Source organism: Achromobacter sp. SD115 (assembly GCF_017355315.1).
GTDB lineage: Bacteria > Pseudomonadota > Gammaproteobacteria > Burkholderiales > Burkholderiaceae_B > Achromobacter > Achromobacter xylosoxidans_B.
Genome location: NZ_JADIJM010000006.1, coordinates 197,151 through 213,606, shown reverse-complemented (window position 1 = coordinate 213,606; position 16,456 = coordinate 197,151). Strand labels below are relative to the sequence as shown.

Genomic DNA, 16,456 nt, shown 5'->3' with positions numbered 1-16,456 from the left:
GGCGGCAGCGGCCCCGGGCAGGGCGCCGGTCAGGAACTCGCCCGCAAATCGCGCGGCGTCATGCCGAAGCGGCGCTTGAACAGCCGGCTGAAATGCGAAGGGTGCGAGAAGCCCACCTGGTAGGCCAGTTCAGCGATGCTGCGGTGGCTATGCTGCGGATTCAGCAGCAGTTCGCGGCACTTGTCGAGCCGCTGATCGAAAATGAAGGATTCCACCGACAGGCCGCCCGCACGCAGGATGCGATGCAGGTAAGCCACGGACAAGCCGCAACCCTGCGCCACCTGCTGCGGCGACAGCGCCGGATCCGCCAGATGCTGGCGGATGTAGGCCAGCACGCGCTGCCGGTGCGCCAGCGTGACGCTGCTGTCCGACTCCGACGCGTGCCCCTGGCCTGACTGCACCAGGAACAGCACGATCAGGTCGATCAGGCGCTCGCCGAGCTCCGCGGCTTCAAGGTCCGACCAGCCGTCCACGCCCTTGAACAGGTGGTCCATGTAGCTGGCCAGCAAGGCGCCGCGTGGCGAACCGTCATCGACGCGCAGCTTGTAGAAGGCGCCGATGCGGGAATCGCGTTGCAGCAATGCGCTGCGCGGAAACGACACGCTCAGGCTGCGGTAGCCCGACGCTCCCTGCGCCGTGGCCTGGTAAGGCAGGCTCTGGTTCATCAGATAGACGCAGCCCGGTTCAACCTGGAATTCCCGTCCCTGCTGCTGCACCGCCAGAGGTCCCGTCAGCGGCAGGCCGAAGGTATAGAACTCCTGGTCCAGGCGCGACACGTTGCCGGTGGTGCGCTCCAGCTTCTGGCCCTGGTAATGCAGGTCGTTGAACTGCAGGCTGCCCCGGCGCGCATAACGCACATGTCCGGCGAAACTGTCGGGCCGGCCGCGATGCACCTCGAACGGACCGAACGCGTGCGACAACGCCGCGCGCCATTCGTCGCGCCGGTCAGCGCTGGCGCTGGCCGAAATGGCGAATTCCGTATCGGACATGGCTCGGTCTCCTTGGACGCCGGCGCCGCCGCCGGGCGCTCGTGATCCTGCGTCTACATATTCTTGACTCACCCTGCTGCGGGGCGTCCGGCGCCTTGAAGGCGCGCTTGGCGCAAGTCTATATTCAGCCCGATAAGCACACAACCTGGACAACCCGGGAGGAGACTCATGGCACCAGCGCCCACAGCGGCCGGCCGCCACGCGCCGGCTTCGCGCTATCTGCGCTGCGCAGGCCGCGAGCTGCACTACACCGAATGGGGCGCCGCCGACGCGCCCCCCGTCATCATGTGGCATGGGCTGGCCCGCACCGGCCGCGACTTCGACGACCTGGCCCAGGCGCTGGCGGATGACTACCGCATCATCTGCCCGGATGCGATCGGCCGCGGCCTGTCGCAGTGGAGCCCCGACCCGGCGGCCGAGTACCAGCTGGACTTCTATGCCACGCTGGCCCGCGCCCTGGTGGACGGGCTGTCGCTGCACCGCGTGCGTTGGGTCGGGACGTCCATGGGCGGCGCCACCGGCATGCACGCCGCCGCCACCACCTTGCGCGACCGGATCTCGCATCTGGTCGTCAATGACATCGGCCCCGAACTGCCGCAAGCCGCCATCGACCGCATCGTGGCCTACGTCGGCGCGCCGCCGGCCTTCGACACGGTCACGGAACTGGAGGCTTGGCTGCGCATCGCCTACAAGCCCTACGGCTGGCAGAGCGACGAGCAATGGCGCCGGATGGCCGAAACCTCGGTGCGCCGGCTGCCGGACGGCCGCATCACCCTGCACTACGACCCGGCCATCGTCGGCCAGTTCAGCAACCATCCCGCCGACTACGACCGCTGGAGCGGCTACGACTCGCTGCGCATGCCGCTGCTACTGCTGCGCGGCGCCGATTCGGACCTGCTGCTGCCCGAGGTCGCCGATGCCATGACCCGTCGCGGGCCGCGCGCCCAGCGCATCGACTTCCCCGACTGCGGCCACGCTCCTGCCCTGAACGTCGCCCCCCAGATCAACGCCATCCGACTATTCCTCGCCACGCCGGACCATACGGCGGATCACCGCCCCCAATAACAGGAGACTCCCATGAAACGCGTCCTGCTCGCCGCGCTCGCCGGCCTCTGCATGAACTCCGCGATCGCGGCAAAAGACTTCGTCGTGGCCCACGTCTACGACAAGACCGGCCCCCTGGAAGCCTATGCCAAACAGACCCAGAACGGCCTGATGCTGGGGCTGGAGTATGCGACCCAAGGCACCATGACGGTCGCCGGCCGCAAGATCCGCGTCATTGAAAAGGACAACCAGGGCAAGCCCGACGTGGCCCGCGCCCAACTGGCCTCGGCCTATGCCGACGACAACGCCGACATCGCCGTGGGCCCGACCTCGTCCGGCGTCGCGCTGGCCATGCTGCCCATCGCCGAGGAATACGAAAAGATCCTGCTGGTCGAACCCGCCGTGGCGGATTCGATCACCGGCGACAAGTGGAACAAGTACATCTTCCGCACTGGCCGCAACTCATCGCAGGATGCCATCGCCAACGCGGTCGCCTTCGATCAGGCCGGCACCTCGATCGCCATGCTGGCGCAGGACTACGCCTTCGGCCGCGACGGCGTGAAGGCGTTCAAGGGCGCCTTGAAGAACGCCAAGATCGTGCATGAGGAATACCTGCCGGCCAACGCCACCGACTTCACCGCCGGCGCGCAGCGCCTGTTCGATGCGTTGAAGGACAAGCCGGGCCGCAAGATCATCTTCATCCTGTGGGCCGGCGCGGGCAATCCGTTCAAGATCGCCGACCTCGACCCCAAGCGCTTTGGCATCGAGATCGCCACGGGCGGCAACACGCTGGCCGCGATGACCCCATTGAAATCGCTGGCCGGCATGGAAGGCGCCACCTATTACTACTACGGCATCCCCAAGAATCCGATCAACGACTGGCTGGTGGCGGAACACCAGAAGCGCTATGGCCAGCCGCCGGACTTCTTCACCGCGGGCGGCATGGCCTCGGGCATCGCGATCGCGACCGCACTGGCCAAGACCAAGGGCGACTCCGATACCGACACGCTGATCAAGGCCATGGAAGGCATGAGCTTCGATACGCCCAAGGGCAAGATGACCTTCCGCCCCGAGGACCATCAGGCCATGCAGTCCATGTACCACTTCCGCATCAAGAACGATCCGTCGGTGCCGTGGGCCGTACAGGACCTGGTCAAGGAAATCACGCCGGACCAGATGTCGGTGCCGATCCAGAACAAACGCTGATCCCGCTGCCCATCCATGCTGGAAACCCAATCGCTCACCATCCGTTTCGGCGGACATGTGGCCGTCAACGAAGTCAGCTGCAGCTATGCGCCTGGCACCCTGACCGCCATTGTCGGCCCGAACGGCGCGGGCAAGACCACCTACTTCAATCTGATCTCCGGCCAGCTGCGCGCCAGCGCCGGGACGGTGCGCCTGAACGGGCGCGACCTGACCTCGCTGGCCGCGCCCGCGCGCATGCATGCGGGGCTGGGCCGCGCGTTTCAGCTGACCCAGCTGTTCCCGCGCCTGAGCGTGCATGAAAACGTGCGGCTGGCCCTGCAGTCGCGCCAACAAGGGATGGGCTGGCGCCAGATCCGCTTCTGGCGCACCTGGAGCGACGACCGCGGCCTGATCGAGCGCGCCGACGCGCTGCTCGAACGCACCCGCCTGTCCCCGCGCCGCGACCAGTCCGCCGCCGACTTGCCGCATGGCGACCAGCGCAAGCTGGAGATCGCCATGCTGATCGCCCTGGAACCGCAGGTATTCATGTTCGACGAGCCGACGGCAGGCATGAGCGTGGACGATGTGCCCGTAGTGCTGGAACTGATCCGCGAAATCAAGAGCGACCCGAGCAAAACGATTCTGCTGGTGGAACACAAGATGGACGTGGTGCGTGAATTGGCGGACCGCATCGTGGTGCTGCACAACGGCCAGCTGATGGCCGATGGCGACCCCGCGACGGTGATCGCCTCGCCCATCGTGCAACAGGCCTATCTGGGCGTCAGCCCGGCGGAGAAGGCGGCATGACGCAAGCGCTGCTGGAACTGAAGGACGTGCACACGCACATCGGCGCGTACCACATCCTGCACGGCGTGGATCTCACCGTGCCGCCCGCGGCGGTGACCATGCTGCTGGGCCGCAACGGAGCCGGCAAGACCACCACGCTGCGCACCATCATGGGATTGTGGCGCGCGTCGCAGGGTCAGGTGAGCTTCGACGGTGCGCCCGTCGGCGGCCCTGGCACGCGCACCACGCCGCCCGACATGGCACGCATGGGCATGGCTTACGTGCCGGAGAACATGGGCATCTTCGCCGACCTGTCGGTGAAGGAGAACATCCTGCTGGCGGCGCGCCAGGCCCGCAACGCCAGCCAGCTGGACACCGCAAGGCTGGAGTGGATCTTCGGGTTCTTTCCGGCGCTGAAGAAGTTCTGGCTGCATCCGGCCGGCAAGCTTTCCGGCGGGCAGAAGCAAATGCTGGCGGTCGCGCGCGCCATCATCGAGCCGCGCCGGCTGCTGCTGGTGGATGAGCCCAGCAAGGGCCTGGCGCCCGCCATCATCCAGAACATGATCGACGCCTTCATCGAACTGAAGCAGGCGTCCACCACCATCCTGCTGGTCGAGCAGAACTTCAACTTCGCGCGCCAGGTGGGCGATCACGTCGCCGTGATGGACAACGGCCGCGTGGTCCACGCGGGCGGCATGGCCGAGCTGGCCTCGGACGACGAACTACAGACGCGCCTGCTGGGCCTGTCGCTGGGAAGCCACCAATGAGCACGCTCGAAATCGATACCCCGCTGCCGCGCGTGCGCGCGGACCTGCGCCCGGTCCTGCTGGTGCTGGCCCTGGCCGCGCTGGCCCTGCCCCTGGTGGGCTCCTTCTCCACCTGGGTCACCCTGACCCTGGCGGGGCTCGCCATGGGCATGATCATCTTCATCGTGGCCTCCGGCATGACGCTGGTGTTCGGCCTGATGGACGTGCTGAACTTCGGGCATGGCCTGTTCATCGCCATCGGCGCCTATATGGCAGCGACGGTGCTGGGCGCCATGGCCGACTGGACGCAATCCGGCAGCCTGTGGATCAACCTGGGCGCGGTACTGCCGGCCATGATCGTCGGCATGCTGGTCGCGGGCGCCGTGGGCCTGGCCTTCGAGCGCGTGATCGTGCGCCCCGTCTATGGACAGCATCTGAAACAGATCCTGATCACCATGGGCGGCATGATCATCGGCGAAGAGATCATCAAGATGCTGTGGGGGCCGCAGACGATTTCGCTGCCGTTGCCCGAAGCGCTGCGCGGGGCCTTCCTGCTGGGCGATGCCGCCATCGAGAAATTCCGCATCGTCGCCCTGCTGACGGGGCTGCTGGTGCTGGGCGGCATGCTGTGGCTGCTCAACCGCACCAAGCTGGGCCTCTTGATCCGCGCAGGCGTCGAGGACCGCGAAATGGTGGAAAGCCTGGGCTACCGCATCCGCCATCTGTTCGTGGGCGTATTCGTGGCCGGCTCGATGCTGGCGGGACTGGGCGGCGTGCTGTGGGGCATGTACCAGCAATCCATCGTGCCGCAACTGGGCGCGCAGGTGAACGTGCTGATTTTCATCGTCATCATGATCGGCGGGCTGGGTTCCACCGTGGGCTGCCTGATCGGCGCGCTGCTGGTCGGACTGATGGCCAACTACACCGGATTCCTGCTGCCCAAGGCTGCCCTGTTCTCGAATATTGCGCTGATGGTCGCCATCTTGTTGTGGCGTCCACAGGGCGTGTATCCAGTCACGAATCGCTAGGAATCGCCGACATGTCCGTACGCCTGCTTTCCGGCGATCCCCCCCGCAGCACGCTGCTGGCCCTGGCGCTGATCGCCATCGTCGCTCTGCTCGCCGCCGCGCCCTTTCTCTTTCCCGGTCCCAAGTCGCTGGCGGTAGCCGCCAAGATCCTGGTGTTCGTGATTCTGGTGGCCAGCTACGACCTGCTGCTGGGATACACCGGCATCGTCAGCTTCGCGCACACCATGTTCTTCGGCATCGGCGCGTATGGCGTGGCGATCGCCAGCATACGCATGGAACCGGGCTGGACCGCGGTATTCGCGGGCCTGGGTGGCGGACTGGTGGTATCGCTCGCCTTCGCCCTGCTGATCGGCCTGGCCAGCCTGCGCGTGCGCGCCATCTTCTACGCCATGATCACGCTGGCGGTGGCCGCCGCGTTCCAGACGCTGGTATCGCAGTTGTCCGATCTGACGGGCGGCGAGGACGGCCTGAACTTCAAGGTGCCCCAGATGCTGCGGCCGGCCTTCCGGCCTTTTTCCGAACAGATCTTCGGCGTGACGGTGGACGGCCGCGTCATCACCTATTACCTGATCGCCGCAGTCTGCGTGGTGCTGTTCCTGCTGTTGCTGCGCATCGTGAATTCGCCATTCGGCCGCGTACTGCAGGCTATCCGCGAAAACCCGTTCCGTGCGGAAGCCATCGGCTACCGCACCGTGCTGTACCGCAGCCTGTCCAACCTGCTGGCCGCCGCCTTCGCTACCCTGGCGGGCGCCATGTACGCGCTCTGGCTGCGCTACAACGGCCCGGATACTTCGCTGTCGTTCGAGATCATGCTCAACATCCTGCTGATGCTGGTGATAGGCGGCATGGGCACCATGTATGGCGCCGTGGTGGGCGCCAGCCTGTTCGTGTTCGCGCAGAGCTATCTGCAGGACGGCCTGCACGTGATCCACGACGCGGTGTCGGGCGTGGCGCCCTTGGCGCTGTTGTTCGAACCGGATCGCTGGTTGCTGTGGCTGGGGATCCTGTTTGTGGTGTCGGTGTATTACTTCCCTACGGGCATCGCAGGGCGGCTGCGGGAGTTGGCAGCACGTCGCTGAGGCACGGTTGTCTCAGCGGCCGCGTTGGCTCAGCGCATCGGCCTCGCGCCGCAATGCGTCGATTCGGCGCTGCATGTCGTCCAGGGAACCGCGGTTCAATTGGGAGCTGGACGCAGCCGGCGCCAGGCTAGGCATGGTCATGTCGGCGCCAGGGGTCAACGGAATCATCGCCGGCGGACGCGGGTCGACTGCCGGCCTCTCGCTGAGCAACTTTTCCAGCACCCGCATCTGCTCCCTGCGCTGCGCGATGGCGCGTTCCTGATCCATCAACGCCTGCTCGTTCGCGTCCTCTGTCCCGAAGATCGCCGCGTGATCGCGCGACAGTCCGTCCAGCCGCACCCGGGCATCCGGGCCCGCATCAAGCAAGGCCTGCCCCAAGGCCGCTGGATCCTGGGCCGGCGACGGTTCCTGCCGCGTCTGCGCGACCACCGGCAGCGCAAACGTCCAGGCGCAAACCATCAACAAGCCAAGGTGGGCCGCGTTCACGAAACCGCGCATGATGTCCTGATCCCTGAATTCGAAGCAAAAAGTCCAGACGAAAAAAAACGGCAAGGGTTTTATCCCTTGCCGTCTTATATCAGAACGGCGGACCGTTCCGATGGACTGCTTTACTTAGATGATACGTGCGGCTTCAACCAGACGCACCACGCGCCACGACTTCGAGCGCGAGATGGGACGGCCTTCAGCGATTTCAACCGTATCGCCTTCGTTGTACTGGTTCGATTCATCGTGCGCCTTGTACTTCGCGGAACGCATGATGATCTTGCCGAAGATGGGGTGCTTGACGCGGCGCTCAACGAGCACGACGACAGTCTTGTCCATCTTGTTGCTGACGACCTTGCCAACCAGCGTACGCTGGCGCTTGGCCACTTGGGTGTTTTGAGTTTCGCTCATCTTTATTTCCCTGCCTTCTCGGTCAGCAAGGTACGAACGCGCGCAATGTCGCGACGCACGTTGCGCAGCTGGCTGGTGTTGGCCAGTTGCTGCGTGGCCTTCTGCATACGCAGACCGAATTGTGCCTTCAGCAGGCTTTCGAGCTCTTTGCCGAGCTCGGCGGCGTCTTTCGAACGGAGTTCGCTAGCTTTCATGTTAGTACTCCTTAAGCACCGATATGACGCGCGACGAACGTGGTCGAAATCGGCAGCTTGGCAGCGGCCAGGCGGAAAGCTTCACGCGCGAGCTCTTCGCTAACCCCTTCCATTTCGTAGAGCACCTTGCCGGGCTGAATTTCAGCGACCCAGTACTCCGGGTTGCCCTTACCGTTACCCATACGGACTTCGGCAGGCTTCTGCGAGATGGGCTTATCCGGGAAAATGCGGATCCAGATACGGCCGCCACGCTTGATGTGACGATTGATGGCACGACGAGCAGCTTCGATCTGGCGAGCGGTCAGACGGCCACGGCCGGTGGCCTTCAGACCGTATTCGCCGAACGACACGTGGGTACCACGGGTCGCCAGACCGGTGTTGCGGCCCTTCTGCTCTTTGCGATACTTTCTGCGAGAGGGTTGCAGCATGGTTATTCTCCTTCAGGCGCCGGAGCAGCGTCCGCCTTGCGGGGACCACCACGACCACGACCACCCGGACGACCGGTGCGAGCACCGTCCGGACGATCACCACGCGGAGCGCGGCGCGGACGACGTTCTTCTTCGCGCGGGGCAGCGGTTTCCGGCGGCAATTCGCCGTTGGCCAGCATGTCGCCCTTGTAGACCCAGACCTTGATGCCGATCACGCCATAGGTCGTGTGGGCTTCGGAGGTGCCGTAGTCAATGTTGGCCTTCAGGGTGTGCAGCGGCACACGGCCTTCGCGATACCACTCGGTGCGAGCAATTTCGATACCGTTCAGACGGCCCGAGCTCATGATCTTGATGCCTTGGGCACCCAGACGCATGGCGTTCTGCATCGCGCGCTTCATGGCGCGGCGGAACATGATGCGCTTCTCGAGCTGTTGCGAGATCGAGTCGGCGATCAGTTGAGCATCGGTTTCCGGCTTGCGGATTTCTTCGATGTTGACGTGCACGGGCACGCCCATCAGGCGCTGCAGATCAGCCTTCAGGCTTTCGATGTCTTCGCCGCGCTTGCCGATCACCACGCCCGGACGAGCCGAGTAGACGGTGATGCGGGCATTCTTGGCGGGACGCTCGATGATCACGCGACCGACGGAGGCGCTCTTGAGCTTCTTCTTCAGGTACTCGCGAACGCGAATGTCTTCGGCCAGCATCGTGCCGAAGGCCTTGTCGTCGGCGAACCAACGCGAGGACCAATTACGGGTGACCGCGAGACGGAACCCAGTGGGGTGAATTTTCTGACCCATCGTGACTCCTTAAGCTCCGACCTTGACCGTGATGTGGCAGGTCTGCTTCTCGATACGGTTGCCGCGGCCCTTGGCGCGAGCGGAGAAGCGCTTCATCGACTGAGCCTTGTCCACAAAAATCGTGGTGACTTTCAGTTCGTCGATGTCGGCGCCGTCGTTGTGCTCGGCGTTGGCGATGGCGGACTCGACAGCCTTCTTCAGGATGACGGCAGCCTTCTTCGGCGAGAAGGTGAGGATGTTCAGCGCTTGCGAGACGGACTTGCCGCGGATCAGGTCCGCAACCAGTCGGGTCTTTTGAGCGGAGATGTGAACCCCACGGATAATGGCAGTAGTTTCCATCGCTTACCTCTTCGCCTTCTTGTCCGCGGCGTGACCCTTGAACGTACGGGTCAGCGCGAACTCGCCCAGCTTGTGACCGACCATGTTCTCGTTGATGTAAACGGGAACGTGCTGCTTGCCGTTGTGCACAGCGATCGTCAGACCGATGAACTCGGGCAGGATCGTGGAGCGACGCGACCAGGTCTTGATCGGCTTCTTGTCTTTGCCCGCGACGGCCGTGTCCACCTTTTTGATCAGGTGAGCATCGACAAACGGGCCTTTCTTGATCGAACGTGACATAGTGTTCGCCTCTTACTTGCGCTTGCGCCGTTGGACGATCATATTGTTCGTCCGCTTGTTGCGACGGGTCTTGAAACCCTTCGCCGGGGTGCCCCACGGGCTGACCGGTTCGCGTGCTTCACCGGTACGGCCTTCGCCGCCACCGTGCGGGTGATCCACCGGGTTCATGGCAACGCCACGAACCGTCGGGCGGATACCGCGCCAACGCATTGCACCGGCCTTGCCGATTTGGCGCAGGCTGTGTTCTTCGTTACCGACTTCACCGATGGTGGCGCGGCATTCGATGTGCACACGGCGGACTTCACCGGAGCGCAGACGCACTTGAGCGTAGATGCCTTCGCGAGCCAGCAGGACGGCGGAAGCGCCGGCCGAGCGGACCATCTGAGCACCCTTGCCAGGCAGCATTTCGACGCAGTGAATCGTCGTACCCACCGGGATGTTGCGGATCGGCAGCGTGTTGCCAGCGCGGATCGGGGCTTCGACGCCCGACAGCAGCGTGGCGCCAACTTCCAGACCGCGCGGAGCGATGATGTAACGACGCTCGCCGTCGGCGTAGCACAGCAGAGCGATGTGCGCCGTACGGTTGGGGTCATATTCCAGACGCTCGACCTTTGCCGGAATGCCATCCTTGTCGCGACGGAAGTCGACGACGCGGTAGTGCTGCTTGTGGCCACCGCCACGATGACGGATCGTGATGTGACCGTTGTTGTTACGGCCAGAACCACGGGTCTTCTTTTCCAGCAGCGGCGCGTAGGGCTCACCCTTGTGCAGGTTCGGGCTGACAACCTTCACCATGCCACGGCGGCCAGCCGAAGTCGGCTTAACTTTTACGAGGGCCATTTACTTCACCTCCGCAAAGTCGATTTCCTGGCCGTCCTTGAGCGACACGTAAGCCTTGCGCTCATTGCGACGACGGCCAACGAATCGGCCAAAGCGCTTGACTTTGCCCTTACGGTTGAGGACCTGCACGGACTCGACCTGCACCTTGAAGAGCAGTTCGACGGCAGCCTTAATTTCCGGCTTGGTAGCGTCAGCCACGACACGGAAAGCGACTTGCTGATTCTTCTCAGCGACGAAGGTGGCCTTTTCGGTCACGATCGGGGCCAGAATGACTTGCATCAAGCGTTCAGCGTTCATCCCAGCATCTCCTCGAGTTGAGCGATGGCCGGCTTGGTGATCAGCACTTTCTTGTAGTGGACCAGCGACAACGGATCGGCATAACGGGGCTCGACAACAGCAACGTGCGGCAGGTTGCGGGTGGCGAGGTAAACATTTTCATCAACGCTGTCGGTGATGATCAGGACCGAGTCCAGGCCCAGGCTCTTCAGCTTTGCAGCCGCGTCCTTGGTCTTGGGCGATGCCAGATCGAACGATTCGACAACAGCGATGCGGTCTTCGCGAGCGAGCTGCGACAGGATCGAACGGATCCCGGCGCGGTACATCTTCTTGTTGACCTTCTGGCTGAAGTTCTCTTCCGGCGAGTTCGGGAAAATCCGACCACCGCCACGCCACAGCGGCGACGAAGTCATACCGGCGCGAGCGCGGCCGGTACCCTTCTGGCGCCAGGGCTTCTTGGTCGAGTGCTTGACTTCAGTGCGATCCTTCTGAGCGCGGTTACCCGAACGGGCGTTGGCTTGGAAAGCCACCACGATCTGATGAATCAGCGCTTCGTTGAAGTCACGGCCGAAGATGGTGTCGGGTGCGCTGAACGTAGCAGCGGCCTGACCTTGGTCGTTCAGGAGCTTGAGATCCATTTACTTATGCTCCCTTCTTGGCCGGGGCCTTGATGGCCGGGCGCACGACGATGTCGGCGCCAGCGTGGCCGGGGACAGCGCCCTTGACCAGCAGCAGGCCACGCTCAACGTCAACGCGAACGACGTCGAGGTTTTGAACGGTGCGGGTGACATCACCCAGGTGACCGGCCATGCGCTTACCCGGGAAAATACGGCCCGGATCTTGAGCTTGACCAATCGAGCCCGGGACGCGGTGCGAACGGGAGTTACCGTGCGACGCGCGTTGCGAACCGAAGTTGTGGCGCTTGATGGTACCGGCGAAGCCTTTACCAATGGTGGTGCCCGTGACGTCGACCTGTTGGCCGGCTTCGAACACCGATTCCACGGCGATCACGGAACCGGCCGCAAATTCAGCGGCGCGAGCGGGATCAAGGCGGAATTCTTTGAGGATGCTACCGGCTTCAGCGCCGGCTTTGGCGTAGTGGCCCGTTTGCGGCTGAGCCACGCGCGAGGCACGACGAGTGCCATAAGCCACCTGGATCGCGGCATAGCCGTCGGTTTCCAGCGACTTAACTTGGGTCACGCGGTTGTTCGACACGTCCAGCACGGTCACCGGGATGGATTCACCTTCCTCGGTAAAAATGCGGGTCATGCCGACCTTGCGACCCACCAGCCCCAGCCGGTGAGCGGCGGGCGTGGGTGTCGAATTCGACATCGTTTTCTCCATTCCCGACTGCGATTGGTCGGGGCTAATCAGGCAAAAGGTAACGGCCTTTGCCCTACGACTATGTTCAACTTGGTCTGAATTCAGGCGGAGTGCGCCTTCCTTTTTTCCATAGTTGTTCTTGCCACAAAATGGCAAGCTTGGCATATTAGCACGTTTTTTTCAGTCAGCACAAGCACTTAGCCCGTTTCGGCTGCAGTGCAAAGGGCGATTTCGCCACACTCCACGAGTGTGGGCAGCGACGGCTCTGCCTGACGGACCTGACTACGGCAGTGAGCGCCCGCTAACTGGAGTTTGAAGGCGGTTTGATCGCCCTTCCCCCGCCCCTGGATAAGCGTCGTGCGCACGGCATGCCCCAAAACAAAATGGCCGCATCCATAAGGAAGCGGCCATCTTTTTCGTGCCTGCCGGCGAAGGTAGCAGGCCCGATACGCTTTACTTACTGCAGCGCGATTTCGACGTCGACGCCGGCCGGCAGGTCGAGACGCATCAGGGCGTCAACGGTCTTGTCGGTGGGATCAACGATGTCCATCAGGCGCTGGTGCGTGCGGATTTCGAACTGGTCGCGCGACGTCTTGTTGACGTGCGGCGAACGCAGGACGTCATAGCGACGGATACGCGTGGGCAGCGGCACCGGGCCGCGGACAACGGCGCCGGTACGCTTGGCGGTGTCGACGATTTCAGCGGCCGATTGATCGATCAGCTTGTAATCGAAGGCTTTCAAGCGGATACGGATCTTTTGGTTTTTCATGGCGTTTCCTAAAGAACGAGAGGCGGGGGCGACGAGGCCACCCCCGCTGGTTGTGTGCTGCTTAAGTGATCCGGATTACTTCAGGATCTTGGCGACGACGCCGGCGCCGACGGTACGACCGCCTTCACGGATGGCGAAACGCAGGCCTTCTTCCATGGCGATCGGAGCCAACAGCTTGACCGTCATGGCCACGTTGTCGCCCGGCAGAACCATTTCCTTGTCGGCCGGCAGCTCGATCGTGCCCGTCACGTCCGTCGTGCGGAAGTAGAACTGGGGACGATAGCCCTGGAAGAACGGAGTGTGACGGCCGCCTTCTTCCTTGGACAGGATGTACACCTCGGACGTGAAGTCCGTGTGCGGGGTGATCGAGCCCGGCTTGGCCAGCACTTGGCCGCGCTGGACGTCTTCACGCTTGGTGCCGCGCAGCAGGATGCCCACGTTGTCGCCCGCTTGACCTTGGTCCAGCAGCTTGCGGAACATTTCCACGCCCGTGCAAGTCGTCTTGACCGTCGGAACGATACCGACGATTTCGATTTCTTCGCCGACCTTGACGATGCCGCGTTCGATACGGCCGGTCACCACGGTGCCGCGACCCGAGATCGAGAACACGTCTTCAACCGGCATCAGGAACGTGCCGTCCACGGCGCGCTCGGGCGTCGGGATGTACGAATCCAGTGCAGCAGCCAGAGCCATGATGGCTTGTTCGCCCAGTTCGCCCTTGTCGCCTTCCAGCGCCAGCTTGGCCGAACCCTTCACGATCGGCGTGTCGTCGCCCGGGAAGTCGTACTTCGACAGAAGCTCGCGAACTTCCATTTCCACCAGCTCGAGCAGCTCGGCGTCGTCAACCATGTCAGCCTTGTTCAGGAAGACGATGATGTACGGCACGCCAACCTGGCGCGACAGCAGGATGTGTTCGCGGGTCTGCGGCATCGGGCCGTCAGCGGCCGACACCACCAGGATCGCGCCGTCCATTTGCGCCGCGCCCGTGATCATGTTCTTCACGTAGTCAGCGTGGCCCGGGCAGTCAACGTGCGCGTAGTGACGCGCTTCCGTTTCGTACTCGACGTGAGCCGTGTTGATCGTGATGCCGCGAGCCTTTTCTTCAGGAGTCGCATCGATCTGGTCGTAGCCCTTGGCTTCGCCACCGAACTTGTTCGACAGAACGGTCGTGATAGCGGCCGTCAACGTCGTTTTGCCGTGGTCAACGTGACCAATCGTACCCACGTTCACGTGCGGCTTGGTACGTTCAAACTTGCCTTTTGCCATGATCTCTATCCTTTGACTTTCAAGGAAACTTGGATTTCTGCCAGGACCGTCCGGATGGACGGCCCCGGCAAGGGTTATTTACTTGGCCCGAGCGGCGATGACTTCGTCAGCGACGTTCTTGGGGGCCTCGGAGTAATGCTTGAATTCCATCGTGTACGTGGCACGACCTTGCGTCAGCGAACGCAGGTTCGTGGCGTAACCGAACATCTCGGCCAGCGGAACTTCGGCCTTGATGGTCTTGCCGCCGCCAACCATGTCGTCCATGCCCTGAACCATGCCGCGACGCGAGGACAGATCGCCCATCACGGTACCAGCGTAGTCTTCAGGCGTTTCGACTTCAACGGCCATCATCGGTTCCAGCAGCACGGGGCTGGCCTTGCGCAGACCTTCCTTGAATGCCATGGAGCCGGCCATCTTGAACGCGTTTTCGTTCGAGTCCACATCGTGGTACGAACCGAAGAACAGCGTGACCTTGACGTCGACGATCGGGTAGCCAGCCAGCACGCCCGAAGGCAGCGTTTCCTGGATGCCCTTGTCCACCGCGGGAATGTACTCGCGAGGAACCACGCCGCCCTTGATGGCGTCCACGAATTCGTAGCCGCCGCCAGGAGCCAAGGGCTCGACCTTCAGAACCACGTGACCGTACTGGCCGCGACCGCCCGACTGCTTGACGAACTTGCCTTCAACTTCGTCGCAGGTCTTGCGGATGGTTTCACGGTAAGCCACTTGCGGCTTGCCGACGTTCGCTTCCACGCCGAATTCGCGCTTCATGCGGTCAACCAGAATTTCCAGGTGCAGCTCGCCCATACCGGAAATGATGGTCTGGCCGGATTCTTCGTCGCTGCGCACGCGGAACGACGGATCTTCCTGCGCCAGGCGCGACAGCGCCAGGCCCATCTTTTCCTGGTCAGCCTTGGACTTGGGTTCCACGGCCTGCGAAATCACGGGCTCCGGGAAAATCATGCGTTCGAGCAGGATGTGGGAGTCGATGTCGCACAGCGTTTCGCCGGTGGTCACGTCTTTCAGACCCACCACGGCGGCGATGTCGCCTGCCAACACTTCCTTGATTTCTTCGCGGTTGTTCGCGTGCATCTGCAGAATGCGGCCGATACGTTCCTTCTTGCCCTTGATGGGGTTGTAGACCGTATCGCCCGACTTCAGGACGCCCGAGTAAACGCGCACGAAGGTCAACTGACCCACGAACGGATCGCTCATCAGCTTGAACGCCAGGGCCGAGAACTTCTCGTCGTCGTTGGCTTCACGCGTGACGGGGTTGCCATCGTCGTCCTGGCCGTCAACCGCGGGAATGTCCACGGGCGAAGGCAGGTAGTCGATGACCGCGTCCAGCATGCGCTGCACGCCCTTGTTCTTGAAGGCGGTGCCACACAGCATCGGCTGGATTTCGCCAGCGATGGTGCGTTGACGGATGGCCAGGTTGATTTCTTCTTCGTCGAGCGAACCCGTTTCCAGGTACTTGTTCATCAGCTCTTCGGACGATTCAGCAGCCGCTTCAACCAGCTTTTCGCGCCATTCGTTCGCCAGGCCTTCCAGCTCGGCCGGAACGTCTGCGTAGTCGAACTTGATGCCTTGGCTGGCTTCGTCCCAAATGATCGCCTTCATCTTGACCAGGTCGACCACGCCTTGGAACGTGTCTTCGGCGCCGATGGGAATCACGATCGGCACGGGATTGGCGCGCAGGCGGTTCTTCAGCTGGTCATAGACCTTGAAGAAGTTGGCGCCGGTGCGGTCCATCTTGTTGACGAAGGCCAGACGCGGCACGCCGTACTTGTTGGCTTGGCGCCACACGGTTTCGGACTGGGGCTGAACACCGCCCACCGCGCAGTAGACCATGCAAGCACCGTCCAGGACGCGCATGGAACGTTCCACCTCGATGGTGAAGTCCACGTGTCCCGGGGTGTCGATGATGTTGATGCGGTGTTCGGGATAGTTCTTCGCCATGCCACGCCAAAACGCCGTCGTTGCTGCCGACGTAATGGTGATGCCACGCTCTTGTTCTTGTTCCATCCAGTCCATGGTGGCTGCGCCATCATGCACTTCGCCAATCTTGTGATTGACGCCGGTGTAGAACAGGATACGTTCGGTCGTGGTGGTTTTCCCTGCATCGATGTGCGCAGAGATACCAATGTTGCGATAGCGCTCGATCGGGGTTTTGCGGGCCATGGTGGGTTAGTCC

21 protein-coding genes are annotated in these 16,456 nt (G+C 62.9%); 6 read left to right on the top strand and 15 right to left on the bottom strand.

Going from position 1 to position 16,456, the window contains the following annotated elements:
• Positions 1-29 precede the first annotated feature (29 nt).
• Positions 30-989, bottom strand: a complete 960-nt coding sequence (locus IPU70_RS11215) for a helix-turn-helix domain-containing protein (RefSeq protein WP_207467320.1) — start codon at positions 987-989, stop codon at positions 30-32.
• Positions 990-1,157: 168 nt separating this feature from the next.
• Here IPU70_RS11215 and IPU70_RS11210 point away from each other — a divergent pair, with 168 nt between their 5' ends.
• From IPU70_RS11210 to IPU70_RS11185, 6 genes are read left to right on the top strand one after another with little or no spacing between them, the layout of a single operon-like run.
• Complete coding sequence (locus tag IPU70_RS11210) at positions 1,158-2,054, top strand: alpha/beta fold hydrolase (RefSeq protein ID WP_207467318.1); 897 nt, start codon at positions 1,158-1,160, stop codon at positions 2,052-2,054.
• Between the two features lie 12 nt (positions 2,055-2,066).
• Positions 2,067-3,239: a substrate-binding domain-containing protein gene (locus tag IPU70_RS11205; RefSeq protein ID WP_013397011.1), complete on the top strand. Its 1,173-nt coding sequence runs from the start codon at positions 2,067-2,069 to the stop codon at positions 3,237-3,239.
• A gap of 15 nt (positions 3,240-3,254) precedes the next feature.
• The gene (locus tag IPU70_RS11200) at positions 3,255-4,025 is read left to right on the top strand and encodes an ABC transporter ATP-binding protein (RefSeq protein ID WP_207467317.1); all 771 of its coding nucleotides are present in this window, start codon (positions 3,255-3,257) and stop codon (positions 4,023-4,025) included.
• Positions 4,022-4,771 carry an ABC transporter ATP-binding protein gene (locus IPU70_RS11195; protein ID WP_207467315.1) on the top strand — a complete coding sequence of 250 codons (750 nt, stop codon included), beginning with the start codon at positions 4,022-4,024 and terminating at the stop codon, positions 4,769-4,771. Before IPU70_RS11200 ends, IPU70_RS11195 begins: the two co-directional genes overlap by 4 nt.
• Positions 4,768-5,778: a branched-chain amino acid ABC transporter permease gene (locus tag IPU70_RS11190; RefSeq protein WP_207467313.1), complete on the top strand. Its 1,011-nt coding sequence runs from the start codon at positions 4,768-4,770 to the stop codon at positions 5,776-5,778. The genes IPU70_RS11195 and IPU70_RS11190 overlap by 4 nt, the downstream gene beginning before the upstream one ends.
• Before the next feature lie 11 nt (positions 5,779-5,789).
• A complete protein-coding gene (locus IPU70_RS11185) occupies positions 5,790-6,857 on the top strand; it encodes a branched-chain amino acid ABC transporter permease (protein WP_207467311.1) in 1,068 nt (355 codons plus the stop codon).
• Between the two features lie 12 nt (positions 6,858-6,869).
• On the opposite strand, the gene IPU70_RS11180 is transcribed toward IPU70_RS11185, so the two are convergent.
• The 14 genes from IPU70_RS11180 to fusA form a co-directional block, all read right to left on the bottom strand.
• Positions 6,870-7,355, bottom strand: coding sequence for a hypothetical protein (locus IPU70_RS11180; RefSeq protein WP_207467309.1), 486 nt, complete (start codon positions 7,353-7,355; stop codon positions 6,870-6,872).
• Positions 7,356-7,469: 114 nt separating this feature from the next.
• Positions 7,470-7,751, bottom strand: coding sequence for a 30S ribosomal protein S17 (gene rpsQ, locus IPU70_RS11175; RefSeq protein WP_006216549.1), 282 nt, complete (start codon positions 7,749-7,751; stop codon positions 7,470-7,472).
• A gap of 2 nt (positions 7,752-7,753) precedes the next feature.
• Positions 7,754-7,945, bottom strand: a complete 192-nt coding sequence (gene rpmC / locus IPU70_RS11170; RefSeq protein WP_003806912.1) for a 50S ribosomal protein L29 — start codon at positions 7,943-7,945, stop codon at positions 7,754-7,756.
• 11 nt (positions 7,946-7,956) lie between these two features.
• On the bottom strand, positions 7,957-8,373 hold the full coding sequence (rplP, locus tag IPU70_RS11165; RefSeq protein WP_006392071.1) for a 50S ribosomal protein L16: 417 nt from the start codon (positions 8,371-8,373) through the stop codon (positions 7,957-7,959).
• Between the two features lie 2 nt (positions 8,374-8,375).
• A complete protein-coding gene (gene rpsC, locus IPU70_RS11160; RefSeq protein WP_006216553.1) occupies positions 8,376-9,170 on the bottom strand; it encodes a 30S ribosomal protein S3 in 795 nt (264 codons plus the stop codon).
• 9 nt (positions 9,171-9,179) lie between these two features.
• Positions 9,180-9,509 (bottom strand): 50S ribosomal protein L22, encoded by a 330-nt coding sequence (rplV, locus tag IPU70_RS11155; protein WP_013397017.1) that lies wholly within the window; start codon positions 9,507-9,509, stop codon positions 9,180-9,182.
• Between the two features lie 3 nt (positions 9,510-9,512).
• A complete protein-coding gene (gene rpsS, locus IPU70_RS11150; protein WP_006216555.1) occupies positions 9,513-9,788 on the bottom strand; it encodes a 30S ribosomal protein S19 in 276 nt (91 codons plus the stop codon).
• A 12-nt stretch (positions 9,789-9,800) separates the two neighbouring features.
• Positions 9,801-10,628: a 50S ribosomal protein L2 gene (gene rplB, locus IPU70_RS11145; protein WP_013397018.1), complete on the bottom strand. Its 828-nt coding sequence runs from the start codon at positions 10,626-10,628 to the stop codon at positions 9,801-9,803.
• Entirely contained in the window at positions 10,629-10,925 is a 297-nt protein-coding gene (gene rplW, locus IPU70_RS11140; RefSeq protein ID WP_006216557.1) for a 50S ribosomal protein L23, read from the bottom strand.
• Positions 10,922-11,542 (bottom strand): 50S ribosomal protein L4, encoded by a 621-nt coding sequence (rplD, locus tag IPU70_RS11135; protein ID WP_013397019.1) that lies wholly within the window; start codon positions 11,540-11,542, stop codon positions 10,922-10,924. The genes rplW and rplD overlap by 4 nt, the downstream gene beginning before the upstream one ends.
• A 4-nt stretch (positions 11,543-11,546) precedes the next feature.
• The gene (rplC, locus tag IPU70_RS11130) at positions 11,547-12,236 is read right to left on the bottom strand and encodes a 50S ribosomal protein L3 (protein WP_008168945.1); all 690 of its coding nucleotides are present in this window, start codon (positions 12,234-12,236) and stop codon (positions 11,547-11,549) included.
• Positions 12,237-12,684: 448 nt separating this feature from the next.
• Positions 12,685-12,996, bottom strand: coding sequence for a 30S ribosomal protein S10 (gene rpsJ, locus IPU70_RS11125; protein WP_003806903.1), 312 nt, complete (start codon positions 12,994-12,996; stop codon positions 12,685-12,687).
• A gap of 75 nt (positions 12,997-13,071) precedes the next feature.
• Positions 13,072-14,262 carry an elongation factor Tu gene (gene tuf / locus IPU70_RS11120; RefSeq protein ID WP_013397021.1) on the bottom strand — a complete coding sequence of 397 codons (1,191 nt, stop codon included), beginning with the start codon at positions 14,260-14,262 and terminating at the stop codon, positions 13,072-13,074.
• A gap of 78 nt (positions 14,263-14,340) precedes the next feature.
• The gene (fusA, locus tag IPU70_RS11115; protein WP_013397022.1) at positions 14,341-16,443 is read right to left on the bottom strand and encodes an elongation factor G; all 2,103 of its coding nucleotides are present in this window, start codon (positions 16,441-16,443) and stop codon (positions 14,341-14,343) included.
• Between the last annotated feature and the right edge of the window lie 13 nt (positions 16,444-16,456).